General features: G+C 55.7%; 24 protein-coding genes. 16 read left to right on the top strand and 8 right to left on the bottom strand.

Annotation, left to right across the window (positions count from 1 at the left end):
- The 3 genes from ACJ9N4_RS01590 to modE all read right to left on the bottom strand — a co-directional run.
- On the bottom strand, positions 1-414 hold a 414-nt coding region (locus ACJ9N4_RS01590; RefSeq protein ID WP_411500203.1), incomplete at its 3' end, for an SDR family NAD(P)-dependent oxidoreductase.
- Positions 415-615: 201 nt separating this feature from the next.
- Positions 616-2,088: a molybdate ABC transporter ATP-binding protein ModF gene (modF, locus tag ACJ9N4_RS01585; RefSeq protein WP_182919617.1), complete on the bottom strand. Its 1,473-nt coding sequence runs from the start codon at positions 2,086-2,088 to the stop codon at positions 616-618.
- 67 nt (positions 2,089-2,155) lie between these two features.
- Positions 2,156-2,944 (bottom strand): molybdenum-dependent transcriptional regulator, encoded by a 789-nt coding sequence (modE, locus tag ACJ9N4_RS01580; RefSeq protein WP_182919618.1) that lies wholly within the window; start codon positions 2,942-2,944, stop codon positions 2,156-2,158.
- 128 nt (positions 2,945-3,072) lie between these two features.
- Between modE and ACJ9N4_RS01575 the strand changes: the two genes are divergently transcribed.
- The 4 genes from ACJ9N4_RS01575 (at position 3,073) to modC (ending at position 5,922) form a co-directional block, all read left to right on the top strand.
- On the top strand, positions 3,073-3,222 hold the full coding sequence (locus ACJ9N4_RS01575) for an AcrZ family multidrug efflux pump-associated protein (protein WP_182274178.1): 150 nt from the start codon (positions 3,073-3,075) through the stop codon (positions 3,220-3,222).
- A 176-nt stretch (positions 3,223-3,398) separates the two neighbouring features.
- A complete protein-coding gene (modA, locus tag ACJ9N4_RS01570) occupies positions 3,399-4,172 on the top strand; it encodes a molybdate ABC transporter substrate-binding protein (RefSeq protein ID WP_182274179.1) in 774 nt (257 codons plus the stop codon).
- Entirely contained in the window at positions 4,172-4,861 is a 690-nt protein-coding gene (modB, locus tag ACJ9N4_RS01565; RefSeq protein WP_182274180.1) for a molybdate ABC transporter permease subunit, read from the top strand. Before modA ends, modB begins: the two co-directional genes overlap by 1 nt.
- A 2-nt stretch (positions 4,862-4,863) precedes the next feature.
- Positions 4,864-5,922, top strand: coding sequence for a molybdenum ABC transporter ATP-binding protein ModC (gene modC, locus ACJ9N4_RS01560; protein WP_182274181.1), 1,059 nt, complete (start codon positions 4,864-4,866; stop codon positions 5,920-5,922).
- Here modC and ACJ9N4_RS01555 read toward each other — a convergent pair whose 3' ends face one another.
- Positions 5,923-6,741 (bottom strand): pyridoxal phosphatase, encoded by an 819-nt coding sequence (locus ACJ9N4_RS01555; protein WP_182274182.1) that lies wholly within the window; start codon positions 6,739-6,741, stop codon positions 5,923-5,925.
- 140 nt (positions 6,742-6,881) lie between these two features.
- Between ACJ9N4_RS01555 and pgl the strand changes: the two genes are divergently transcribed.
- Together pgl and tisB are read left to right on the top strand one after the other, a co-directional pair.
- Positions 6,882-7,877: a 6-phosphogluconolactonase gene (pgl, locus tag ACJ9N4_RS01550; RefSeq protein ID WP_182919629.1), complete on the top strand. Its 996-nt coding sequence runs from the start codon at positions 6,882-6,884 to the stop codon at positions 7,875-7,877.
- Positions 7,878-8,321: 444 nt separating this feature from the next.
- The gene (gene tisB / locus ACJ9N4_RS01545) at positions 8,322-8,411 is read left to right on the top strand and encodes a type I toxin-antitoxin system toxin TisB (RefSeq protein ID WP_023332440.1); all 90 of its coding nucleotides are present in this window, start codon (positions 8,322-8,324) and stop codon (positions 8,409-8,411) included.
- A gap of 51 nt (positions 8,412-8,462) precedes the next feature.
- On the opposite strand, the gene ACJ9N4_RS01540 is transcribed toward tisB, so the two are convergent.
- Positions 8,463-9,746, bottom strand: coding sequence for a putative acyl-CoA thioester hydrolase (locus ACJ9N4_RS01540; RefSeq protein WP_182274184.1), 1,284 nt, complete (start codon positions 9,744-9,746; stop codon positions 8,463-8,465).
- 225 nt (positions 9,747-9,971) lie between these two features.
- Between ACJ9N4_RS01540 and hutI the strand changes: the two genes are divergently transcribed.
- The 5 genes from hutI (at position 9,972) to hutH (ending at position 16,211) form a co-directional block, all read left to right on the top strand.
- A complete protein-coding gene (gene hutI, locus ACJ9N4_RS01535; protein ID WP_182919630.1) occupies positions 9,972-11,195 on the top strand; it encodes an imidazolonepropionase in 1,224 nt (407 codons plus the stop codon).
- Positions 11,192-12,130 carry a formimidoylglutamase gene (gene hutG / locus ACJ9N4_RS01530; protein WP_182919631.1) on the top strand — a complete coding sequence of 313 codons (939 nt, stop codon included), beginning with the start codon at positions 11,192-11,194 and terminating at the stop codon, positions 12,128-12,130. The genes hutI and hutG overlap by 4 nt, the downstream gene beginning before the upstream one ends.
- A gap of 19 nt (positions 12,131-12,149) precedes the next feature.
- Entirely contained in the window at positions 12,150-12,878 is a 729-nt protein-coding gene (locus ACJ9N4_RS01525; RefSeq protein WP_182274646.1) for a histidine utilization repressor, read from the top strand.
- 127 nt (positions 12,879-13,005) lie between these two features.
- Positions 13,006-14,691, top strand: coding sequence for a urocanate hydratase (hutU, locus tag ACJ9N4_RS01520; protein WP_182274187.1), 1,686 nt, complete (start codon positions 13,006-13,008; stop codon positions 14,689-14,691).
- A complete protein-coding gene (gene hutH / locus ACJ9N4_RS01515) occupies positions 14,691-16,211 on the top strand; it encodes a histidine ammonia-lyase (RefSeq protein WP_182274188.1) in 1,521 nt (506 codons plus the stop codon). The genes hutU and hutH overlap by 1 nt, the downstream gene beginning before the upstream one ends.
- A gap of 303 nt (positions 16,212-16,514) precedes the next feature.
- Here the strand turns inward: hutH and ACJ9N4_RS01510 are convergent, their stop codons facing one another.
- Together ACJ9N4_RS01510 and bioA are read right to left on the bottom strand one after the other, a co-directional pair.
- Complete coding sequence (locus ACJ9N4_RS01510; protein WP_182919632.1) at positions 16,515-16,991, bottom strand: kinase inhibitor; 477 nt, start codon at positions 16,989-16,991, stop codon at positions 16,515-16,517.
- Between the two features lie 73 nt (positions 16,992-17,064).
- Positions 17,065-18,354: an adenosylmethionine--8-amino-7-oxononanoate transaminase gene (gene bioA, locus ACJ9N4_RS01505; RefSeq protein ID WP_411500202.1), complete on the bottom strand. Its 1,290-nt coding sequence runs from the start codon at positions 18,352-18,354 to the stop codon at positions 17,065-17,067.
- Positions 18,355-18,440: 86 nt separating this feature from the next.
- Here bioA and bioB point away from each other — a divergent pair, with 86 nt between their 5' ends.
- From bioB to bioD, 4 genes are read left to right on the top strand one after another with little or no spacing between them, the layout of a single operon-like run.
- Positions 18,441-19,481, top strand: a complete 1,041-nt coding sequence (gene bioB, locus ACJ9N4_RS01500) for a biotin synthase BioB (protein WP_182919634.1) — start codon at positions 18,441-18,443, stop codon at positions 19,479-19,481.
- A complete protein-coding gene (bioF, locus tag ACJ9N4_RS01495) occupies positions 19,478-20,635 on the top strand; it encodes an 8-amino-7-oxononanoate synthase (RefSeq protein ID WP_182919635.1) in 1,158 nt (385 codons plus the stop codon). The genes bioB and bioF overlap by 4 nt, the downstream gene beginning before the upstream one ends.
- A complete protein-coding gene (gene bioC / locus ACJ9N4_RS01490) occupies positions 20,619-21,374 on the top strand; it encodes a malonyl-ACP O-methyltransferase BioC (protein WP_182919636.1) in 756 nt (251 codons plus the stop codon). The genes bioF and bioC overlap by 17 nt, the downstream gene beginning before the upstream one ends.
- Positions 21,367-22,068, top strand: a complete 702-nt coding sequence (gene bioD / locus ACJ9N4_RS01485; RefSeq protein WP_182274194.1) for a dethiobiotin synthase — start codon at positions 21,367-21,369, stop codon at positions 22,066-22,068. Before bioC ends, bioD begins: the two co-directional genes overlap by 8 nt.
- Here bioD and ACJ9N4_RS01480 read toward each other — a convergent pair.
- Complete coding sequence (locus tag ACJ9N4_RS01480; protein ID WP_182274195.1) at positions 22,031-22,753, bottom strand: ABC transporter ATP-binding protein; 723 nt, start codon at positions 22,751-22,753, stop codon at positions 22,031-22,033. The genes bioD and ACJ9N4_RS01480 overlap by 38 nt on opposite strands.
- Positions 22,754-23,504: 751 nt before the next feature.
- Here ACJ9N4_RS01480 and uvrB point away from each other — a divergent pair.
- Positions 23,505-25,520 (top strand): excinuclease ABC subunit UvrB, encoded by a 2,016-nt coding sequence (gene uvrB / locus ACJ9N4_RS01475; RefSeq protein WP_182919637.1) that lies wholly within the window; start codon positions 23,505-23,507, stop codon positions 25,518-25,520.
- Positions 25,521-25,568: the final 48 nt, after the last annotated feature.

The raw sequence follows: 25,568 nt of genomic DNA, 5'->3' as shown, positions 1-25,568 counted from the left end.
TTCAACGTAAGGAATTTTAGGCTGATCGCCGTAGACGGTTGCGGATGAGCTGAAGATAAAGTTTTTGACGTTCGCCGCACGCATGGCGGAGAGTAAGCGCAGGGTACCGTTGACGTTGTTGTCATAATACTCAAGCGGTTTCGCTACCGATTCACCGACCGCTTTCAGGCCCGCGAAGTGGATCACGGTCTCAATCGCATGGTCGTGAAGGATTTCGGTCATCAACGCTTCATTACGGATGTCACCTTCCACGAAAGTAGGTTGCTTGCCGCCAAGACGTTCAATCACGGGCAGCACGGTGCGCTTACTATTGCACAGGTTGTCGAGGATGATGACATCATGACCATTTTTCAGCAGCTCCACGCAGGTATGACTACCTATGTAACCGCTACCACCTGTTACCAGAACTCGCATATTTCGCTCCATTGGGCTTATGGTATGTAATAACCATAGCATAACAGAGACGTCAAAAGTGTGACATGGGATATATTAGTGGAATCGTTTACACTGTTTTTCAAAACCATTTTTTAGCGCATATGTCGCATTCTAGATCAAAGAGATAGAGATGTATTGCTGCAGGTTATCTGAAAAGAGGAGGGCGGAGCCCTCCACGGATTAATCGATTTTGCTCAGAAGGTAGTGATAGCGTTCACCGTCCGGGACAAATTCGAGGCGATGAGTGATGCAGGCAGGAGCGTCTTCAGCATGGTGTGAAACAAACAGTAGCTGCGTTTCGCCTTCACCAATGAGAACGTCCACAAAGCGACGGATCAGCTGGCGGTTAAGCGGATCCAGCCCCTGCAGCGGTTCGTCCAGAATCAACAGGGTCGGGTGTTTCACCAGCGCGCGAACAATCAGTGCCAGGCGTTGCTGGCCCCACGACAGGCTATGAAACGGTGCATCAGCGACCCGGTTGTCCATCCCCAGAATATCCAGCCATTGCTGCGCCAGCTTGTGCTGTTTATCCGATACCGCCTGATAAATGCCGATGGAATCAAAATACCCTGACAGGATGACGTTACGCACGGTGGTGCTGACGCGGTAATCCAGATGCAGACTGCTGCTGACATAACCAATGTGCATTTTGATATCCCAGATGGTTTCACCGCTTCCGCGTCGGCGGCCAAACAGCGTCAGATCGTTACTGTAACTCTGCGGGTGATCGCCGGTGATAAGACTCAGCAGCGTCGATTTTCCTGCTCCGTTAGGGCCGGTGATTTGCCAGTGTTCACCTGGGTTAACCGTCCAGCTCAGCTGGTTAAGGATGGGGCGATCGTTATAAGAGACCACGCCATTACGCAGCATAATGCGCGGCTGGTGGGGGTCTAAACCGTGTCGGGCCGAAGGGGCATCGGGTTCCGGGAGGGTAATACCGTCCAGCTTTTCGCTGTGCGCCAGCTGGGCAATTAACGCTTGCTGAAGCAGTGCCGTTTTTTCACCGGTTTCGGTCAGACTGCAGTCGGCCAGCACGCCTGCGTTCTGGATAAAATCAGGGATTTCATCAAAGCGGTTAAGCACCAGCACAAGGGTGTAACCTTGCTGGTTGAGTGAACCTAACAGCGTTGCCAACTGGGCGCGGGAGCGCACATCCAGCCCGTCGAATGGCTCATCAAGGATCAGAAGTTCAGGCTCGCTCATTAGTGCCTGACACAGCAGCGTTTTTCGCGTCTCGCCAGTAGAAAGGTATTTGAAGCGCCGTTCCAGAAGCGCAGTAATCCCAAATTGCTCCGCCAGATGCTGGCAACGGGCGCTATCTTTCACGTCGTCCTGAATAATTTCTGCCGTAGTGCGGCCTGTATCCTCTTCACCCGGACTGAGTAAATCGGTGTTATTCCGCTGCCACTCATCGCTCACCAGTTTTTGCAGTTGCTCAAATGAGAGACGCGTTAGCCGGGTAAAATTACACTGACGCTCACCTTTAAGCTGGGTCAGCTCTCCGGCTAACGCGCGGGCCAGCGCCGATTTTCCGCTACCGTTGGTTCCCACAAACGCCCAGCTTTCACCCGCACGTAATGTCAGATCCGGAAGCGTCAGCGTTCGGGTATCGCTAAGACGAAACGTGCCTTGCGAAATATGCAATGATGACATGATTTATCCCATTTTTTGCAGCAACAGACGTCAGGGATACTCACTGTCGGCATGCTTGTCAATGCGCTTAGCACAATGTGGCGATAATCACCCGGTCGGCGTTGAAATATGCGGTCACCACAGCACCTTCTTCTAATTCGCTCGCCTCGCTTACCGGAACCGTCGCGCAAAGCGTTTGCCCGTCTGGCAGGGTCATCAGTACCTCACACTGCTCCTCGCCGCGTTCAATATGACTGATTGCGCCGTGCAGCTGGTTGTCCGCGTGCTTTGCGCGCTCGGGGTTGCGGGTGATATTGACCCACGGTGCCTTGAGCAAAACCAGCACCTCTTTGCCTTCATCCAGCCCGAGGCGATGTCCGCTCTGTGCCGTCACCGCGGCCTTCAGGCGAGTGGTGCCATCGGCAAGTAAGATCTCAATGTGCTGCTGCACCTGGGAATTATCGCGTGCCGTTACCGTACCAAACCACTGGTTGCGGGCGCTGGTCTGTAACGAGAAGCGGGAAATGGCCGCCAACAGGCTATCCAGCGGGAGGTTATCGTTGTCACTGAGTACATCAAAGGCTTTTTGCTGGATCTGCCCCAGCAGATCGTAAAGCTGAATCAGGCGCTGGCCGTAACGGGTCACTACCGCGCCGCCGCCACCTTTGCCGCCCGTTGCCCTGTCAACCAGCGTTTGTTCGCTCAGGGTGTTCATGTCGTTGATCGCATCCCAGGCGCTTTTATAGCTGATGCCTGCGTTCTTAGCACCCTGGCTAATTGAGCCGGTTTGTTCTATCTGTTTAAGCAGGGCAATACGTCGTGGGTCGGCGAAAAGCTTCTGCTGAAGTCGTAGGGTGAGGAGGATTTCGGCCTGCATAACAATGTCCTGGCAAAAAAACGTATTGTGACCCAAATGACGTAGTGCGCAAAGTACACCGCACAAAAGGGGATGTTTTTCTCACTTTTCAGGGTAGAATAAGCCATTCACAATATCTGGAGAAAACCATGTTAGAGTTGTTGAAAAGTCTGGTATTCGCCGTGATCATGGTACCAGTAGTGATGGCTATCATCCTCGGTGCCATCTACGGCCTGGGTGAAGTGTTCAACGTCTTTTCGAACATTGGTCACAGAGACCAGCCTAAAAAGCAGCATTAATTCCCCACAAAACGCCCGGCTTGCCCGGGCGTTTTGCTCTCAAGTTTTTCTTCCTTTCGCCGATATTTATTTCTGTAGCGCATATGTTTACTCATTAATCGGTACGATTTAACGCTAGGATATCCCTGTCGTTATCGTTATATTTATAAATATATAACGACACACAGGAGCTACAAATGGCACGTACATGGGTACGCCTTTTCGCAGGGGCAACGCTGACGTTCACTCTCGCCGGACACGCGCTGGCTGATGAAAATAAAATTACGGTCTTTGCGGCGGCGTCGCTGACCAATGCGATGCAGGATATTGCAGCTGAGTACAAGAAAGAGAAGAACGTAGAGGTTGTCTCCTCTTTTGCTTCGTCTTCTACACTGGCTCGCCAGATTGAAGCGGGCGCACCTGCCGATCTGTTTATTTCGGCAGACCAGAAGTGGATGGATTACGCCGCTGAGAAAAAATCCATTGATACGGCAACCCGTGAAACGCTGCTGGGTAATAGCCTTGTTGTGGTGGCACCAAAATCCAGTACGCAGGGCGACATCACCATCAACAAAGACACTCCCTGGATCCGCCTGCTGAACGGTGGGCGTCTGGCGGTAGGCGATCCGGAACACGTTCCGGCGGGAATTTACGCCAAAGAGGCGCTGCAAAAACTGGGGGCATGGCAGACACTGTCCCCGAAACTGGCTCCGGCTGAAGACGTGCGCGGCGCGCTGGCACTGGTAGAACGTAACGAAGCCCCGCTGGGGATTGTGTACGGTTCTGATGCCATTGCCAGCAAAGGTGTGAAGGTGGTGGGGACGTTCCCGGAAGACTCCCACAAGAAAGTGGAATACCCTGTTGCGATTGTTGATGGACATAAAAATGCGACGGTGACGGCCTTCTGTGACTATCTGAAGGGGCCGCAGGCGTCTGCAATCTTTAAACGTTATGGATTCACGACTCACTAATGATATTGACCGATCCTGAATGGCAGGCTGTGCTGCTGAGCCTTAAAGTTTCTTCCCTGGCGGTAGCGCTGAGTTTGCCCTTTGGGATCTTCTTTGCCTGGTTACTGGTTCGCTGTAAATTTCCAGGCAAAGCCCTGCTTGATAGTGTTCTTCATCTTCCCCTTGTCTTGCCGCCCGTCGTGGTCGGTTATCTGCTGTTAATTTCGATGGGCCGACGTGGGTTTATCGGTGAATGGTTATATGACTGGTTTGGACTGACGCTTGCCTTCAGCTGGCGTGGTGCGGTTCTGGCGGCTGCGGTGATGTCATTCCCGCTGATGGTCAGGGCGATTCGCCTGGCGCTGGAAGGTGTTGATCTTAAGCTCGAACAGGCGGCCCGTACGCTGGGTGCCGGGCGCTGGCGCGTCTTTTTCACCATTACGCTCCCGCTCACGCTGCCGGGTATTATTGTTGGTACGGTGCTGGGGTTTGCCCGTTCGCTCGGGGAGTTTGGTGCCACCATTACTTTTGTGTCGAACATTCCCGGTGAAACGCGCACCATTCCGTCGGCCATGTATACCCTGATCCAGACGCCGGGCGGTGAAGGTGCAGCGGCGCGGCTGTGCGTGATTTCGATTGTGCTGGCGCTGGGCTCTCTGCTGGTGTCTGAATGGCTGGCGCGCATCAGCCGTGAGCGAATGGGGAAATAGCCATGCTGGAACTGAATTTCACCCAGACGCTGGGAAGCCACTGCCTGACGCTTAACGAAACGCTGCCCGCGAGCGGTATTACGGCAATTTTCGGCGTCTCCGGAGCGGGGAAAACCTCGCTGATTAATGCTATTAGCGGCCTGACGCGACCGCAGTCAGGCCGCATTGTATTGAATGACCGCGTCTTAAATGACGTGGAAAACAAAATTTACCTGTCGCCGGATAAACGCCGCATTGGCTACGTTTTCCAGGATGCCCGCTTATTCCCGCACTACAGCGTTCGCGGCAATCTGCGCTACGGCATGGCGAAAAGCATGGCTGCACAGTTTGATAAGCTGGTGGCGCTTCTGGGGATTGAAGCGTTGCTTGAGCGGCTGCCTTCCTCCCTTTCTGGCGGTGAGAAACAGCGCGTGGCGATAGGGCGCGCACTGCTGACTGCGCCGGAACTGCTGCTACTTGACGAGCCGCTGGCGTCGCTGGATCTGCCGCGTAAGCGTGAGCTGTTGCCGTATCTGCAACGTCTGGCGCGTGAAATCAATATCCCGATGCTCTACGTCAGCCATTCACTGGACGAAATTCTGCATCTGGCAGACAAAGTGCTGGTGCTGGAAGACGGCAGCGTGAAGGCGTTCGGCAATCTGGAAGAGGTGTGGGGCAGTAGCGTGATGCACCCGTGGCTGCCGAAGGAGCAGCAGAGCAGCATCCTGAAGGTGAGCGTTCTGGAACATCACCCGCACTACGCCATGACGGCACTGGCGCTGGGCGATCAGCATCTGTGGGTCAATAAGATTGATAAACCGTTGCAGTCCGCGCTGCGGATCCGCATTCAGGCGTCGGATGTTTCCCTTGTGCTGCAACCACCGCTGCAAACCAGTATCCGTAACATTCTGCGCGCAAAAGTTGCGCAGTGTTTTGATGATAATGGTCAGGTTGAAGTACAGCTGGAGGTGGGCAGCAAGACGCTCTGGGCGCGCATTAGCCCGTGGGCCAGAGATGAGTTAGGGATCAAACCTGGCCTGTGGCTCTATGCGCAAATCAAAAGCGTTTCCATTACCACCTGATTACAGCAGGTGGCTATAGATATACTGCGCGATGCTGTCGGTTGTGTTATCGCCAATCACCACGTTGGCGCGGGCTTTCACCGCGTCATCTGCGTTACCCATCGCCACACCCGTCCCGGCGGCTTCCAGCATGCTGATGTCGTTGTAGTTGTCACCAAAGGCCACGACATCCTGCATCGACCAGCCCTGTGATTCCACGAACTGCGTCAGACGTTTACCTTTGCTGTTACCTTTACGGGCAATATCTACCTGATCGTGCCAGGACCATTCGCATTCCAGACCCAGTGTCTGTTCAACGTGTTTCGTGAAAGCATTCAGTTTGCTGGTGTCTTCATCCGTCAGGGCGAATTTCCAGATAGCATCAACATCCTGGGCCGCCTGGCGCAGGGAGGACACCTGAGTAAAGACAGGGCGTTGCACTTCCGGCAGCGACAACGCCCAGTTGTTGGTGCGGGTCACGTGGCCGGTAGGGCGCTCATACACCATCGCGTTATCCACATACATCAGGCCGTGAATGGCATGTTCATCCAGCAAATCAATCAGCTGCAGAGCCTGAGGTACGGGCAGTGGATCGGACTCTAAAACCTTTTTTGCTTTATAATCATACAAGTAGGTGCCATTGCAGCAAATTGCAGGTGTATCTAACGCCAGTGCCTGATAAAAAGGGTGAATGGCAACGTGATGTCGACCCGTTACGATAAGGAGTTGATATCCCACTTCCTGCGCACGTTTGAGCGCTTCAAGGGAAGAGGGAAGAAGGGTTTTTTGCGGCGTAAGTAAGGTACCGTCTAAATCCAGAGCAATCACACGCGAGGTCATTTATTTTTCCGGGTTAATATTGAATTTATGTTCTGATGGGATGGTACACCGAGAGGCGGATGCTTCAAAACTCCCGACGACAATTCAGCATTCACCGTCAAAAGTTAACTACTTTCATGCGCAGTGAGGAGTGAGTATTCATGAAACAAACCGTTTATACCGCCAGTCCTGAAAGCCAGCAGATCCACGTCTGGCGTTTAAATGCCGGAGGGACACTCACGCTGGTTCAGGTCGTTGATGTACCAGGACAGGTTCAGCCGATGGTCATCAGCCCGGATAAACGTTTCTTGTACGTGGGCGTGCGCCCTGAGTTTCGCGTGTTGGCCTACCGTATCTCCCCAGATGATGGTGCGCTGACTTACACCGCAGAAGCCCCCTTGCCGGGAAGCCCGACCCATATCTCCACCGATCGCAAAGGCCACTTCGTCTTCAGCGGCTCTTACAACGCCGGTTGCGTGAGCGTGACGCGTCTGGAAGACGGTATTCCGGTAGAAATGGTTGACGTGGTTGAAGGACTGGAAGGTTGCCACTCGGCGAATATCTCTCCGGACAACCGCACTCTGTGGGTACCTGCGCTGAAGCAGGATCGTATCTGCCTGTTTACCCTGAGCGATGATGGCAATCTGGTGGCGCAAAGTCCTGCTGAAGTGACTACCGTAGAGGGCGCAGGCCCGCGCCACATGGTCTTCCATCCAAACCAGCAGTATGCCTACGTGGTCAATGAGCTGAACAGCTCTGTGGACGTGTGGGAGCTGAAAGATCCTAACGGTCAGGTTGAGTGCGTGCAGACGCTGGATATGATGCCGTCTGGCTTCTCTGACACCCGCTGGGCGGCAGATATTCACATCACGCCGGATGGCCGTCATCTGTATGCCTGCGACCGTACCTCCAGCCTGATTACCGTGTTCAGCGTTTCCGAAGACGGTAGCGTGCTGGCGATCGAAGGTTTCCAGCCAACGGAAACCCAGCCGCGCGGCTTTAATATTGATCACAGTGGCAAATACCTGATTGCGGCGGGACAGAAATCCCACCACATTGCGCTGTATGAGATCAAAGGTGAGCAGGGCTTGCTGGAAGAGAAAGGGCGTTATGCCGTAGGCCAGGGGCCAATGTGGGTGGTTGTTAACGCGCACTAAGCGGCTAAAAGCAAAAAACCTCGCGAATGCGAGGTTTTTTTATGCCCGGTGGTAGCCGGGTGAGCACATCAAAACGTAACCAACATGGTCATCATAATATTGGCTTAAGGCGATGTAAATTCATCGTCAATAAAGAAAAGAGATCACGGAATGAACACATAATATTATTTATAAAATAATCAGTTGGTTAGTGGCGTTTTCTTTATAGATTCCTAAACTGGTTTTATCTGTTTTTATGTACAGTAGTGATTTGATATCATTCTGTCCGTTGGTTTGATGTGTTGCAGTTCCGAAATTCAGGATCCTTTTTAAGTCCTGGCTGTCGGGTGGTGCCGACAGTGCCTAAACTGCGGAGCACATCAAAACATAACCAACACACCTTCTGGTGACAGGCAGCGGAAAGGTAAGCCAGAGGAGAAGTGCTCTATACCAAAGGAGTGGCGTATGAGCGGTGTGGAATGGGCAATTCTGTTCCTGCAACTCATGGTTGCTATCATGCAACTACTGGATGCGTATCTGAAGTTTGGGGCCTGACGCATTCAGTCGCAGTAAAAGGGGGATTGAAATCCCCCTTTTACTCACATCTTACTGCTTCGGCTCAGCAACCACTTTGCTACCCAGCCCGCGGTTGTTGTATTCCCACATGCGGTTGAAGTTAGCGTCGTTCAGATTGCGCTGCACGTTTCCTTTATCGTCCACAGCACCGGTATTGCCGGAGAACGGACGTTTAGAGATGGCCGCATCTGCCCACGGTTTTGCCATGTTGAAACCTTCGTTGATCACGCTGTCGCGGATCACAACCTGACCGTTGGTGGCGGAGTCCACATCCAGAGAACGGCCCAGTTGCGCCACATTGTCACCGGATGCGGTGAAGCGGCTGTTCACTGCCAGGAAACCGTAGAAGAGGTTAGACGGTGTCGCCGGAGCAAACACATAACCTTCCTGTTGAGTACGTGAGTTCACCACGCGGAAGTCGGTGTTATCAAACACCACCGCACCGCGACCAGACACCAGGTCCACGTCGCCTTCAACGTAGCTGTTGGTCACCAGAGTACGTGTCAGACGGTTATTCTGCAGGGTGTTCTGCACGCCACTGTTGGTCACGAAGAAGGTGTTCTGGCGGCCCAGAATGTTCACGTTGTTAATCTGCACCTGGTCGCCATCGCTACGCAGTGCCACGGCCTGATGGTTGCCCGCGTCAACGCTGTCACCCAGGGTGTTCTGAATGGTCAGGTTTTGCAGCTGCAGGCCGTTGTTCTGTGACCAGAATACGGCAGAGCACATCACGCCAATGGTGGCGGAGCGCTTGCTCTGACAGTTATCAAACATATACCACGCGGGTTTACCTGGCATGTATTTCCCTGCCGGGTTCACCAGACGACGCCAGGTGGTGCTATCGGTTTCAGAATCAATCGCCAGACCAATTTTCACGTCGAGCGCTTTTTCGCCCAGGCCGTAAAGAGTAATACTGCCTGGTGCGGCCGGAACGTAAACGGTGCCTTCATAGTCACCTGGCAGGATCGCGATGTACTGACGTGATGCACTGTGTTTGGTGATGGCAGCGTCAACCGCAGCCTGAACAGAGGTATGCGTTACGCCCTGCGCACCTGCCGGGCCAACAACGAAGTCAGGCTGCTTCGGCAGGTTAACAGAAGACGGTGTCCACGGTGCAGCGTTCGGATCCATCGCTGAGAAGTAGTGTGCGCGGTTGAAGTTTTTCGCTTCATCAGCGGACAGGATCGGACGGGAAGCGGTACCCGGCGCAACCTGCTCAGAAGGCCGCTGATCCGGTGGAGTTGAGCTGCATGCGGATAATGTCACGCCAAAGGCGAGTGCTAACGCCAGACGGGAAATCCTGGAAATGTTCAAGGTAGAGCTCCTGGGTATGCAAGTCTTTACGGGATAGACGAAATAGCCTGCTTTTTTATACTAAGTTGAGCGAAACGGGAAGATCAAAAGGGTAAAAGTTGCATTTTTCACCCTCAGGAGGCAGGGAAGTCATCACAAATAAATAACATTTTCCACAAAGTCGGTTGACAGCAGACAGCAGATGAAAATAAATGTCTATACAACCCATGACAAGTGAAACGCCCCATGCAGCAGCTTCATCCCAACGATGTGATATGGCGAAATGCGCGACTGGCAACAATGGTTCCCGGTGAGTCTGCGCCGTATGGCCTGAAAGAACAACACGCCCTGGTGGTTCGCGGTCAGACACTTCTGGCCGTCGTGCCTGAGTCAGACACCCCTTCCGGGCATCATAACAGCGTCGATCTCCAGGGGCGTCTGGTGACGCCGGGTCTTATCGACTGTCATACCCACCTGGTGTTTGGCGGCGATCGCGCGGCGGAATGGGAGCAACGCCTGAACGGTATTTCATACCAGACCATCAGCGCGCAGGGCGGTGGAATTAACGCTACCGTGACGGCGACTCGCAACAGCACACCAGAAACCTTGTTGCGCCTGGCGCAGCAGCGTCTTCAGCGTTTGATGGCTGAAGGCGTAACGACCCTTGAAATTAAATCGGGATACGGGCTGAACGCCGAAGCCGAAGAGAAGATGCTGCAGGTGGCGAATCAGCTTGCGCAGGATAATCCGGTCGACATCAGCCCAACGCTGCTTGCCGCTCATGCCGTGCCCGCAGAATACCGACAGAACCCCGACGCTTATCTGGCGCTGGTCTGCGAAGAGATCATGCCCTCCCTGTGGCAAAAAGGCCTGTTCGAAGCGGTGGATGTCTTTTGTGAAAATGTGGGCTTCACGCTGGCGCAAACCGAGCGGCTCTTCCAGGCCGCTGTCGCGCTGGGGATTCCGGTGAAAGGGCACGTGGAGCAGTTGTCGAATCAGGGCGGTGCCGCGCTGGTCAGTCGCTATAAAGGGCTTTCCGCCGATCATATTGAATATCTCGACGAGACAGGCATTCAGGCGATGGCACACAACGGCACGGTTGCGGTGCTGTTACCTGGCGCATTCTATTTTCTTCAGGAGCGTCAGCGCCCACCTGTTGAACAGCTCAGAAAACAGGGCATACCGATGGCCGTTGCCACCGACTACAACCCTGGCACCAGCCCGTTTGCGAGCATTCATCTGGCGATGAATATGGCCTGTGTTCAGTTTGGTCTGACACCAGAAGAAGCCTGGGCAGGCGTGACGCGACATGCGGCGCAGGCGCTGGGACGTGGCGCGACGCACGGGCAATTACAGGCCGGATACGTGGCTGACTTTATCGTCTGGGATGCGCACCACCCGGTGGAAATGGTCTACGAGCCGGGACGCAATCCGCTGTATCAACGTATTTTCCGTGGGGAGGGAGTATGACGCTCTGGCGGCCCGTTTCACAGACAGTCTGGCAGGGGCGCGATGACAGCGCCGAAGCCAGCAATGCAAAACGCATTTTCCAGACAATACACCAGCCGGAACAGTTTGCTCCCATATCATCAGGTATTGCCCTGATAGGGTTTGAATGCGATGAAGGGGTAAAGCGTAATCATGGCAGACCCGGAGCAGTGCAGGCTCCCGATGTACTGCGCAGGGCGCTGGCAAATATGGCCAGCCATCAGGGACATGAACGGCTGGCAGATATGGGCTCCATTTCCGTTGAGGGCGATGCGCTGGAGGCCGCTCAGCGGGCGTTAAGTGATGCAGTGACGTCATGCCAGCGCGCCGGAATGCGCACGCTGGTTTTGGGCGGTGGGCACGAAACCGCCTGGGCGCACGGGCGCGGGGTGCTGGATGCATTCCCGGACGACCGCGTGGTGGTGATCAACCTTGATGCGCATCTTGATCTGCGCAAGGCCGAATGCGCGACCTCCGGTACACCGTTTCGCCAGCTGGCTCACTACTGCGCCGAACAGTCGCGGGTGTTTCAGTATGCCTGCTTTGGCGTAAGCCGCGCGGCGAATACTCAGGCGCTGTGGGATGAGGCGGAACGACTGAACGTGACGCTGGTGGAAGATCTCCATTTCCGTCGCGATGCGTTACCTTCACTGGAAAAGGTGCTGGCGCAGGCCGATCGCGTTTACCTTACCATTGACCTGGATGTCCTGCCCGCAGGTGAGATGCCTGCCGTCTCTGCACCCGCGGCGTTAGGGATACCCGCGCTGGAGCTTTTGCCAGTTATTGAACGTATTTGTCGTAGTGGAAAATTACAGGCGGCGGATCTGGTAGAGTTCAACCCGCACTACGATCGGGACGGACAAGGGGCACGGCTTGCTGCCCGTCTGGCCTGGCAAATTGCTCACTGGTGGGCATAACAACACTGAAGGAGTCATGATGTTTTCTCGCTCACCTCAATCCAGCCCTCCTGCGCCTTTTTATGAAAAGGTAAAGCAGGCGATAAGCGAAAAAATTGCTGCTGGCGTCTGGCGTCCTCACGATCGCATTCCGTCGGAGGCTGAGCTGGTGGCGCAGTTTGGTTTTAGCCGGATGACCATCAACCGGGCGCTACGCGAACTGACGGATGAAGGTCTTCTGGTGCGCCTGCAGGGGGTCGGAACGTTTGTGGCTGAACCCAAAGGACAGTCAGCGCTGTTTGAAATCCGCAGCATTGCCGATGAGATTGCTGCGCGTAACCATCAGCACCATTGCGAAGTACTGGTGCTCGAAGAGACGCAGGCCAGCGCCGAGCAGGCCGTGGAGCTGAACGTCAAGGAGGGAACCCGCATCTTTCATTCCGTGATGGTGCATTTTGAGAACGATATTCCGGTGCAGATTGAAGACCGCTGCGTAAATGCTGAGCGGGTGCCGGATTACCTTGTTCAGGATTATACCCACACTACGCCGCATGCGTATCTTTCGCTCGTTGCACCGCTGACGGAAGGGGAGCACATCGTGGAAGCGGTGCGCGCCACACCGCAGGAGTGCGAGCTGTTGCGGATTAAGGAGCATGATCCGTGCCTGCTGATCCGCCGTCGAACCTGGTCATCATCGCAGATTGTGTCGCATGCAAAGCTGCTTTTCCCCGGGGATCGTTACCGGCTGCAGGGCCACTTTATGTCATAAGTTTTAAAAGCGTGATAGCTAACGCAATATAACAAAATTGTATCTTTTTTGTTAAATTCGGCCTTGTGTGTGCTTGTCTATACAAGTATATCTATTTGTATCTTCTGTCCCGAATGAGGAACACACAATGTCGTCAGGTAAATACCGCCAGCAGGATATCCGCGCCCCGCGCGGTACCACACTTACCGCAAAAAGCTGGCTCACCGAAGCACCGCTGCGCATGTTGATGAACAACCTTGATCCTGAGGTGGCGGAAAATCCTCACGAGCTGGTGGTCTACGGCGGCATTGGCCGCGCCGCTCGCAACTGGGAATGCTATGACGCAATTGTTGAATCCCTGACCAATCTTGAACACGACGAAACCTTGCTGGTGCAGTCCGGTAAACCAGTTGGCGTGTTTAAAACGCATAAGAACGCGCCACGCGTGCTGATCGCCAACTCGAACCTGGTACCGCACTGGGCAACCTGGGAACACTTCAACGAGCTGGATGCCAAAGGGCTGGCAATGTATGGCCAGATGACGGCGGGCAGCTGGATTTATATCGGCAGCCAGGGGATTGTGCAGGGCACCTACGAAACCTTCGTCGAAGCCGGTCGTCAGCACTATAACGGCTCGCTGAAAGGCCGCTGGGTACTCACCGCAGGCCTGGGCGGGATGGGCGGCGCACAACCGCTGGCCGCGACCCTTGCCGGAGCTTGCTCGCTGAACATTGAGTGCCAGCAGAGCCGCATTGATTTCCGCCTGCGTACCCGCTACGTCGATGAACAGGCTGAAAACCTGGACGATGCGCTGGCACGTATTCAAAAATACACCGCCGAAGGCAAAGCTGTGTCGATTGCGCTGTGCGGCAACGCGGCGGACATTCTCCCTGAACTGGTGGCCCGTGGCGTGCGTCCGGATCTCGTCACCGACCAGACCAGCGCCCATGACCCACTGCACGGTTATCTGCCGCAAGGCTGGACGTGGGAAGCCTATCAGCAAAAAGCCGAAACTGACCCGGAAGGCACGGTGCTTGCCGCTAAACGTTCAATGGCCGGGCACGTCAGCGCCATGCTGGCCTTCAGCCAGATGGGCATTCCGACCTTTGATTACGGCAACAACATCCGCCAGATGGCGAAAGAGATGGGCGTCAGTAATGCGTTTGATTTCCCAGGATTCGTTCCTGCCTATATTCGTCCGCTGTTCTGCCGGGGCATTGGTCCGTTCCGCTGGGTTGCCCTGTCCGGTGACCCGGAGGACATCTACAAAACCGATGCCAAAGTGAAGGAGATTGTCGCCGACGACGAACACCTGCACCACTGGCTGGATATGGCCCGTGAGCGCATCAACTTCCAGGGCTTACCGGCGCGTATCTGCTGGGTAGGGCTGGAGTGGCGGCAAAAACTCGGCCTGGCCTTTAACGAAATGGTGCGCAGCGGTGAAGTGTCCGCGCCGATTGTCATTGGCCGTGACCATCTGGACTCCGGCTCCGTTGCCAGCCCGAACCGTGAAACTGAAGCCATGCGTGATGGCTCCGATGCGGTGTCCGACTGGCCGTTACTGAATGCCTTACTGAATACCGCCAGCGGTGCAACCTGGGTGTCATTACACCACGGTGGCGGCGTGGGGATGGGCTTCTCCCAGCATTCGGGGATGGTCATCGTGTGCGACGGCACGGATGAAGCTGCAGCGCGCATCGCCCGCGTGTTGCATAACGACCCGGCAACGGGCGTGATGCGTCACGCCGATGCGGGTTACGAGATTGCGATTGAATGTGCCAAAGAGCAGGGGCTAAACCTGCCGATGATCCCTGCCACACAAGGAAAGCATTAATGAACGCATTAACACTCACCCCAGGTTCACTGACGTTAAAACAGCTGCGTAACGTCTGGCGTCAACCAGTCACGCTCTCGCTTGATGAAAGTGCCCATCGCGCTATTAATGACAGCGTCGCCTGCGTTGAAGCTATCGTTGCCGAAGGGCGCACCGCCTACGGTATCAACACCGGGTTTGGCCTGCTGGCGCAGACCCGTATCGCCACGCACGATCTGGAAAATTTACAACGTTCGCTGGTGCTGTCGCACGCCGCGGGCGTCGGTCAGCCGCTGGATGATGAGATTGTCCGTCTGATGATGGTGCTCAAAATCAACAGTCTGGCGCGCGGCTTCTCCGGTATTCGTCTGAGCGTGATCCAGTCGCTGATGACGCTGGTGAATGCGGAAGTGTATCCGTGGATCCCGGCGAAGGGGTCTGTCGGCGCGTCCGGCGACCTGGCTCCGCTGGCGCACATGTCATTGTTGTTGCTGGGTGAGGGCAAAGCGCGCTGGCAGGGGGAGTGGCTTCCTGCGAAAGAGGCGCTGAAAAAAGCCGGGTTAACGCCAATTACGCTGGCGGCGAAAGAGGGGCTGGCGCTGCTCAACGGGACTCAGGCGTCGACGGCATTTGCGCTGCGCGGTCTGTTTGAAGCGGAAGATCTGTTTGCTTCGGCGGTGGTGTGTGGTGCGCTGACCACGGAGGCCGTGCTTGGCTCTCGTCGTCCGTTCGATGCCCGCATTCACGAAGTGCGCGGTCAGCGGGGGCAGATTGACGCCGCCGCGATGTACCGCCATGTGCTCACCGAGACCAGTGGCATTGCAGATTCACACCACAACTGTGACAAGGTGCAGGATCCATACTCGCTGCGCTGTCAGCCACAGGTGATGGGGGCGTGTCTGACGCAACTGCGCCAGGCGGCAGAGGTGCTGCTGGTGGAAGCCAACGCGGTGTCCGATAACCCGCTGGTGTTCGCGCAGGAAAACGAGGTGGTTTCCGGCGGTAACTTCCACGCGGAGCCTGTGGCGATGGCGGCGGATAATATCGCGCTGGCGATTGCCGAAGTGGGAGCCTTATCAGAGCGTCGTATCGCGCTGATGATGGATAAACATATGTCCCAGTTGCCACCGTTCCTGGTACGTAACGGCGGGGTCAACTCGGGCTTTATGATTGCTCAGGTGACGGCTGCGGCGCTGGCGAGCGAGAACAAAGCGTTGTCGCATCCGCACAGCGTGGACAGCCTGCCAACGTCAGCGAACCAGGAAGACCATGTCTCTATGGCTCCGGCTGCCGGGCGTCGTCTGTGGGAAATGGCATCCAATACCCGTGGCGTGCTGGCCGTCGAGTGGCTGGCAGCCTGTCAGGGGATGGATTTGCGTGAGGGGCTAAAATCCAGTCCGCTGCTGGAGCAGGCGCGTCATGTGCTGCGCGAGCAGGTTTCACATTACGATGACGATCGCTTCTTTGCCCCGGATATTGATAAGGCGATGCAGCTTCTGGATGAAGGACGGCTGGTGGGGTTGTTGCCTTCCGTGCTGTGATGTTTTTGCCCTCTCCCTAACCCTCTCCCACAGGGCTGAGGGTTCCCCAGGCGGTGGCGGTGAACCGCCCTGGCACGTTCACCTGTATCGTCGTTACAGAGTAGCAATCAACATAAAGTGAACGGAATAACCACTACTGCTTTATGTTCCCCCTCACCCCAGCCCTCTCCCTCAAGGGAGAGGGGGTATTCTGTGCCAACCTGTAATTTGTGGGGATCACTCAACCCACAGGGAGAGGGAATGGTTAGGTTTTCGCCCTCTCCCTGTGGGAGAGGGCCGGGGTGAGGGCATCAGCCCGCACTATTACGAATACATCGCCGTAATCGACGCACTACCCAGCGAGTGGAAATGCACGTTAAAGCCTACCATCGCGCCGCTCGCCCCTTCATCGACCTCAATCTTGTCTACGTCCAGCGCATGCACCGTGAAGATATAGCGGTGGGTTTCCCCTTTTGGTGGTGCTGCACCACCGTAACCCGCTTTACCAAAATCGGTACGGGTCTGGATAGCACCGCCAGGCAGGGCAACCCGACCGGAGCCTGAGCCCTGCGGCAATTCACGCGTATGCGCAGGCAGGTTAGCCACAATCCAGTGCCACCAGCCGGAGCCGGTTGGGGCATCCGGGTCGTAGCAGGTCACGACAAAACTTTGGGTTCCCACAGGGATATCGTCCCACGCCAGATGCGGAGAAATATTATCCCCCTGATATCCCATCCCGTTGAAAACATGGCGTTCAGGCAGCTTTTCGCCGTCGCGCAGATCCTGACTGGTGATGTTCATACGATTTACCCTCGGTACCCGATCATGGAAAAAGTGTAATGCATAAACAGAGTACCGAAGCTAACACATTGGGTTAAATCGAAAAATGTGCGGGAATGTTAACGGCTGCAACGACGGCATCCGTCAGCTTACTCAACTGAGCTTCAGTAATGATATACGGCGGCATCAGGTAGATAAGCTTACCGAAAGGACGCACCCATACACCCTGTTCAACGAAGAAGCGCTGCAGTGCAGCCATGTTCACCGGATGGGTTGTCTCAATCACGCCGATGGCACCCAGCACACGAACGTCCGCCACGAACTCAGCGCCAGAGGCTGCACTCAGTTCGTGTCTGAGCTGCATTTCAATGGCTGAGACCTGCATGCGCCACTCACCGCTTTCCAGAATGGCAAGGCTTTCGCTTGCCACCGCGCAGGCCAGCGGGTTGCCCATAAACGTCGGGCCGTGCATAAAGCAGCCCGCTTCGCCGTTGCTGATGGTGTCGGCAACGTGGCGGGTGGTGAGCGTGGCAGAGAGCGTCATGGTGCCGCCGGTCAGGGCTTTCCCCAGGCACAGAATATCCGGCGCGATACCCGCATGTTCGCAGGCAAACAGCTTGCCGGTGCGGCCAAATCCGGTGGCGATCTCATCGGCAATCAGCAGAATACCTTCGCGGTCGCACATCTTACGAATACGCTTCAGCCACTCCGGGTGATACATCCGCATTCCACCCGCGCCCTGTACAACCGGCTCAAGAATAACGGCAGCAATTTCATGGCGATGTGCCGCCATCAGACGGGCAAAGCCCACCATATCGGCTTCATTCCACTCGCCATCAAACCGGCTCTGTGGTGCCGGGGCAAACAGGTTCTCCGGCAGATACCCCTTCCACAGGCTGTGCATGGAGTTATCCGGGTCACAGACCGACATCGCGCCGAAGGTATCTCCGTGATAGCCGTTGCGGAAGGTGAGGAAACGCTGGCGAGGTTCACCTTTAGCGTGCCAGTACTGCAGCGCCATTTTCATCGCCACTTCAACGGCCACGGAGCCGGAATCCGCCAGGAACACGCACTCCAGCGCGTCGGGGGTCATCGCCACCAGGCGACGGCAAAGGTCAACCGCAGGTTGATGGGTGATCCCGCCGAACATCACGTGCGACATCTGGTCAATCTGCGTTTTCATTGCGGCATTCAGACGCGGGTGGTTGTACCCGTGAATGGCCGCCCACCAGGAGGACATCCCGTCAACCAACGCTTCGCCGCTGGCGAGATGCAGTTCACACCCGTGAGCTGAAGCTACCGGATAGACGGGCAAGGGGGTGGTCGTGGAGGTGTAGGGGTGCCAGATATGCTGCTTGTCGAAGGCGAGATCGTCCTGGGTCATAATCGACTTGTAAACCATTTTGAAAAGTTTTAGGTTTACGAGTATAAACCGAACCGAAAATTAACAAAACCCTTTGGAGAAGCCCAATGGCTCACCACGCACGCTGGACGATGTCGCAAGTTACTGAATTATTCAATAAACCTTTCCTGGAGCTGATGTTTGAAGCCCAACAGGTACACCGTCAGCACTTCGATCCGCGCCATGTTCAGGTCAGTACGCTGCTGTCGATCAAGACCGGCGCATGCCCGGAAGATTGCAAATATTGCCCGCAGAGTGCGCGCTATAAAACCGGTCTTGAATCCGAACGTCTGATGGAAGTGGAGCAGGTGCTCGACTCTGCGCGCAAGGCAAAGAACGCCGGTTCGACCCGTTTCTGTATGGGCGCAGCGTGGAAAAACCCGCACGAACGCGATATGCCATATCTGGAGCAGATGGTGAAGGGCGTGAAGGAGATGGGGCTGGAAGCCTGTATGACCCTTGGCACGCTGAACGAAGAGCAGGCGCAGCGCCTCTCGGCAGCAGGGCTGGATTACTACAACCACAACCTCGACACGTCGCCGGAGTTTTACGGCAACATCATCACCACGCGCACTTATCAGGAGCGTCTGGATACGCTGGATAAAGTCCGCGATGCAGGCATCAAAGTCTGTTCCGGTGGGATCGTCGGACTGGGTGAAACGGTGAAAGATCGTGCCGGTTTGTTGTTGCAGCTGGCGAACCTGCCAACCCCGCCGGAAAGTGTGCCCATCAACATGCTGGTGAAGGTCAAAGGCACACCGCTGGCGGATAACGACGACGTGGATGCATTTGATTTTATCCGCACCATCGCGGTGGCGCGCATCATGATGCCAGGCTCGTTTGTACGCCTTTCTGCGGGTCGTGAGCAGATGAGTGAACAGACGCAGGCGATGTGCTTTATGGCCGGGGCTAACTCTATCTTCTACGGCTGCAAACTGCTGACCACGCCGAATCCGGAAGAGGACAAAGACGTACAGCTGTTCCGCAAGCTGGGGCTGAACCCGCATCAGACTGAGGTGCTGACGGGTGACAACGAGCAACAGCAGCAGCTGGAGCAGCAGATTTTCAACGCCGACACTGAACAGTTCTACAACGCGGCAGCCGTATGACCTGGCAACAGCGTATCAATTCCGCCCTGGAAGAACGCCGGGCGGCGGATGCTTTTCGGGTACGCAGAGTAGTAGAAAACGGCGCAGGCCGTTTTCTCACCCGTGAAGATCGGCAGTTTTGTAATTTCTCCAGTAACGATTACCTCGGTCTGAGCCAGCATCCGGCAATCGTTCGCGCCTGGCAGGATGGCGCGGCACGGTTTGGCGTGGGCAGCGGGGGTTCGGGCCACGTCAGCGGCTATACGACGGCGCATCGGGCGCTGGAGGAGGCGCTTGCCGACTGGCTGGGTTACCCGCGTGCGCTGCTGTTTATCTCGGGTTTTGCCGCCAATCAGGCGGTCATCGCCGCTCTGATGGGCAAAGATGACCGGATTGTTGCCGACCGTCTAAGCCACGCCTCCCTGCTGGAGGCGGCAAATTTAAGCCCGGCGCAGCTGCGGCGTTTTGCACATAACGATGCCGGGCAGCTCTCAACCCTGCTGGACAAACCCTGCGCCGGACAACAGCTGGTGGTGACGGAAGGGGTGTTTAGCATGGACGGCGACAGTGCGCCGTTGCGTGCGTTGCATGACGCGGCGAAACAGCAAAATGGCTGGTTGCTGGTCGACGATGCCCACGGTATTGGCGTGATGGGTGATGAAGGGCGGGGAAGTGCGTACCAGCAAAACGTGAAGCCGGAGCTACTGGTGGTCACCTTCGGCAAGGGCTTTGGTGTGAGCGGCGCTGCCGTGTTGTGCAGCGATCCCGTGGCCGATTATTTGTTGCAGTTCGCACGACATCTGATTTACAGCACCAGTATGCCACCCGCGCAGGCCGTGGCGTTGTCCGCGTCGATGGCGGTGATCCGCAGCGAAGAAGGTGCGGAACGTCGGCAGCGGTTAGCGGAACATATTCATCGTTTTCGCCAGGGGTTAGGGGCGCTGCCATTTCAGAGTACGGACTCACTGAGCGCTATTCAGCCCGTTATTGTCGGCGAAAACAGCCGGGCATTAGCGCTGGCACAGGCGCTGCGCGAACGGGGAATGTGGGTCACCGCGATTCGCCCGCCGACCGTGCCACCGGGCACCGCCCGTCTGCGCCTGACGCTGACGGCAGCGCACAAAGCACAGGATATTGATGCTCTTCTGGAGGCACTGCATGTCGCCAGTCAATAAGCAGGCCATTGCAGCGGCGTTTGGCCGGGCAGCCAGGAGCTATTCGCAGCACGATGAACTGCAGCGCCAGAGCGCACAGGGGCTGCTTGCCACGCTCGGTGAGAACGCGTTTTCACAGGTGCTGGACGCAGGCTGTGGCCCGGGAAGTCACAGCCGCTACTGGCGCGAGGCGGGGAGCCACGTCACGGCGATTGACCTGTCAGCTCAGATGCTTGACGAGGCACGACTGCAACAGGCGGCAGACTGCTATCTGGTGGCCGATATCGAGGCTATCCCGCTGCCGGATGCACAGTTTGACCTCGTCTGGAGCCATCTGGCGGTGCAGTGGTGCAGCAGCCTGAACCGGGCAGCCGGTGAGCTTTATCGCGTGGCGCGTCCGGGGGGCAAAGTGGCCTTTACCACCTTGCTGGAAAGCTCATTACCGGAGCTGAATCAGGCCTGGCGCGCAGTGGATGAACAGCCGCATGCCAACCGGTTTTTATCCCACGACCAGGTCACGCAGGCGTTGTCAGGCTGGCGCTATCGCTGCGCGGTGCAAACCATCACGCTCAACTTCAGCGATGCTTTCAGCGCTATGCGCTCCCTGAAGGGGATAGGCGCAACACACCTGCATGCCGGGCGGGAGAGAAAACCACTCACCCGTGGGGAGCTGCAGCGTCTGGAACAGGCCTGGCCGCAACAGCGGGGTCTCTTCCCGCTCTCTTATCAACTTTTTCATGGGATTATCGAACGTGACTGAACGTTATTTTGTCACCGGAACAGATACGGAAGTGGGGAAAACGGTTGCCAGTTCTGCGCTGCTGCAGGCTGCGCGTCTGCAGGGAAAAACCACTGCCGGGTATAAGCCGGTAGCCTCAGGCAGCGAGATGACGCCGGAAGGCTTGCGCAATAGCGACGCGCTGACGCTACAGCGTAACAGCAGCCTGGTGCTCGCCTATCCGGCGGTAAATCCGTACACCTTTGCTGAGCCGACCTCACCGCACATCATCAGTGCAGACGAAGGCCGTCCGATTGATTTTTCCGTGCTGTCTGCCGGGCTGCGGGCGCTGGAAAGCCAGGCTGACTGGGTGCTGGTGGAAGGGGCGGGCGGCTGGTTTACGCCGCTTTCAGACGATCAGACGTTTGCGGACTGGGTGCAGGCAGAACAGCTTCCGGTGATCCTGGTGGTCGGTGTGAAGCTGGGCTGTATCAACCACGCCATGTTGACCGCTCACGCCATTCAACAGTCTGGTCTGCGTCTGGCGGGCTGGATAGCCAACGACGTGGTTGCTCCAGGAAAACGCCATCATGAGTATCTGGCAACGCTCAAACGGGCACTTCCTGCGCCGTTCCTCGGGGAGATCCCGTGGCTTGCCGACGACGCAGAGTGTGCCGAAACCGGACACTATCTCGATCTCAGCGTCTTGCCTCCAGTGACATCCAGTGAGCGATAAGCTCATCATCCAGCTCGTTAACGTGGCCCTGTGCCACGTTACGCCCGCGATACAGCATACAAAAACGATCTGCAACCCGGCGGATAAACGACAGCTGTTGTTCGGCTAATAGCACCGTCATCCCTAATTCCCGGTTAAGACGCGCCAGCAGTTGCCCCAGCTTCTGGGCGAAGCTGTGTCCTGCACCATGCATCGGTTCATCAAGGATCAGTATGCGTGGACGGTTCACGAGCGCGTTGGCGAGGGCAAGTTGATACTGGTCGTCAGGGGAAAGCCCCCTGGCGTGGGTTTGTCGCAGCGAGTAAAGCTGCGGAAACAGGTCATAAACATCACGTTTTGCTGCAGGATCAGCAATTCCCGTTGCCCGCATGGCGATGTGCAGATTCTCCTCAATGGTTAACTGAGAAAAGATCCGTCTGTCCTGAGGAACGTAGCCAATCCCTGACACTGCACGCTGTTCGGGGGCCTGGCTGAGTAAATCTTGCGGTGGGGCACCGGCTTCATGCCAGATGATGGTGCCACTCTCCACGGGCAAATTTCCTGTGATGCAATTGATCAGGGTTGTTTTGCCCATGCCCGGAAGGCCAACGACACCCGTGCATAAACCTTGCGGTAAATCTAAATCGACATTCCATAGCGTATGTTGGCTTCCGTAGAACTGATTGACTGCGCGCAGACTCAACATTTTTCTCTCCTTAAAAAGGGTACGGGTAAGGCTCTTTCTGGAATGTGCAAAACGCCTGCCAGAACCATTAAGTTGATTAAAAAAGAGGCTTTTTTAGGAATAAGTCACCGTCAGACGGGCGGTGGATTACCGAATTGCACAGCGACAGTGCCAGAGGTGTTGGGTCGTGGTGCAGCGATCGAAAATGCGGAATTGTGAGTAAGATCTCACCAGGGCGTTATGAATAACTCAACTGATTATCATCAAAAAAGAGTGATAAAAATTTTTTGTCACCGCCCGGTGGGAAAAACCGGGAATTTGCTGAGTGGCGGTCTGTACGGGCTGGAAGCAGTTATCCACCATTCCTGTGGATAACCATGTGTATTAGAGTTAGAAAACACGCGATAAGCGAGAGAATACGCGGGTTACGCCCAAATTGATGCGAAACACGGCTTTAGGAAATATTGTTTATTAATCAATTTGTTAGATAAAAGCAATTGCTGCAATCAAACGGTCATCCATTGCTCTAAAACTTTCATTACATGGCTTGACAAATGTTAAAAAAGAAAAAGTTCTGGGGATAACCCTGGTTCGCTGGTGTTTTATTTTGTCGCGGTCTAAATTTTGACCGGTAACGCGCTAATCATCTGCACGCTACTCTAAATATCCTGACACGCCACTGGTTTTTCATCCAGTGTTTTTTACTGGCATTCCTGGCAACAACGAGTAAAATTACTCACCTGCCGCTTTTTACGTCATCAGGTTGTCGCCCATGAGTAAACCGTTCAAATTGAATTCTGCTTTCCGTCCTTCAGGCGATCAGCCTGAGGCGATCCGTCGTCTGGAGGAGGGGCTGGAAGATGGGCTGGCACACCAGACGCTGTTGGGGGTGACCGGTTCGGGTAAGACCTTTACCATCGCTAACGTGATTGCCGACCTGCAACGCCCCACAATGGTGCTTGCCCCGAACAAAACCCTGGCGGCACAGCTGTACGGAGAGATGAAAGAGTTCTTCCCGGATAACGCGGTGGAGTATTTCGTCTCCTACTATGATTACTACCAGCCTGAAGCCTATGTCCCGAGCTCTGACACTTTTATCGAAAAAGATGCTTCGGTGAACGAACACATTGAGCAGATGCGTCTGTCGGCGACAAAAGCGCTTCTGGAGCGCCGTGACGTAATCGTAGTGGCTTCAGTTTCTGCTATCTACGGTCTGGGCGATCCGGATCTTTACCTGAAGATGATGCTGCACCTGACTCAGGGGATGATCATCGATCAGCGCGCGATTGTGCGCCGTCTGGCGGAGCTGCAGTACGCCCGTAATGACCAGGCGTTCCAGCGCGGTACGTTCCGCGTGCGTGGTGAGGTTATCGATATCTTCCCGGCAGAATCGGACGATATTGCGCTGCGCGTTGAGTTGTTTGATGAAGAGGTTGAGCGCCTGTCGCTGTTCGACCCGCTGACCGGACATGTTGAGTCGGTTATTCAGCGTTTTACCATCTACCCAAAAACGCACTACGTCACGCCACGTGAGCGTATCGTACAGGCGATGGAAGAGATCAAAGATGAACTGGCCGATCGCCGTAAGGTGCTTCTGGCGAACAATAAGCTGCTGGAAGAACAGCGCTTAAGCCAGCGAACCCAGTTTGATCTGGAAATGATGAACGAGCTGGGTTACTGCTCCGGTATCGAGAACTACTCGCGCTTCCTCTCAGGACGCGGGCCGGGCGAGCCACCACCCACGCTGTTTGACTACCTTCCGGCAGATGGTTTGCTGGTGATTGATGAATCTCACGTGACGATCCCGCAGATCGGCGGGATGTATCGCGGTGACCGCGCCCGTAAAGAGACGCTGGTGGAGTACGGTTTCCGTCTACCGTCGGCGCTGGATAACCGTCCGCTGAAGTTTGAAGAGTTTGAGGCACTTGCCCCGCAAAGCATCTACGTTTCGGCAACGCCGGGCAGTTACGAGCTGGAGAAATCCGGTGATGAGGTGGTTGACCAGGTAGTGCGTCCGACAGGTTTACTTGACCCTGTGATTGAGGTGCGTCCGGTTGCCACGCAGGTTGACGACCTGCTGTCTGAAATCCGTATCCGTTCTGCCATCAACGAGCGCGTGCTGGTCACGACGCTGACCAAACGTATGGCGGAAGATCTGACCGAATATCTTGAAGAACATGGGGAGCGGGTGCGTTATCTGCACTCGGATATCGATACCGTAGAGCGTATGGAAATTATCCGCGACCTGCGTCTGGGCGAGTTTGACGTACTGGTGGGGATTAACCTTCTGCGAGAAGGCCTGGACATGCCGGAAGTGTCGCTGGTGGCGATTCTGGATGCCGACAAAGAGGGCTTCCTGCGTTCTGAACGTTCGTTGATCCAGACCATTGGCCGTGCCGCACGTAACATCAACGGTAAGGCGATTCTGTACGGTGACAAAATTACGCCGTCGATGGCGAAAGCGATTGGCGAAACGGAACGTCGTCGCGAGAAACAGCAGCGCTATAACGAAGAGCACGGGATCATCCCGCAGGGGCTGAACAAGAAGGTGGTGGATATTCTGGCACTGGGTCAGAACATTGCGAAGACCAAAGCGAAAGGGCGCGGTAAAGCGCGTTCTGTGGTTGAGCCAGATACCGTTGAGCTAACGCCGAAAGCGCTGCAGCAGAAAATTCACGAACTGGAAGGGCAGATGATGCAGCACGCGCAGAACCTGGAGTTCGAAGAGGCTGCGCAAATCCGTGACCAGCTGCATCAGTTGCGGGATCTGTTTATTGCTGCGTCCTGAGCCGTTTTTGCCCGGTGGCGCTGCGCTTACCGGGCCTACGGGATTAGC

It is taken from the genome of Enterobacter sp. LM3, assembly GCF_046622475.1.
Taxonomy (GTDB): Bacteria; Pseudomonadota; Gammaproteobacteria; order Enterobacterales; family Enterobacteriaceae; genus Enterobacter; species Enterobacter cloacae_P.
Note: the sequence above shows the minus strand (reverse complement) of the source record. Positions and strands in the feature narration are given on the sequence as shown.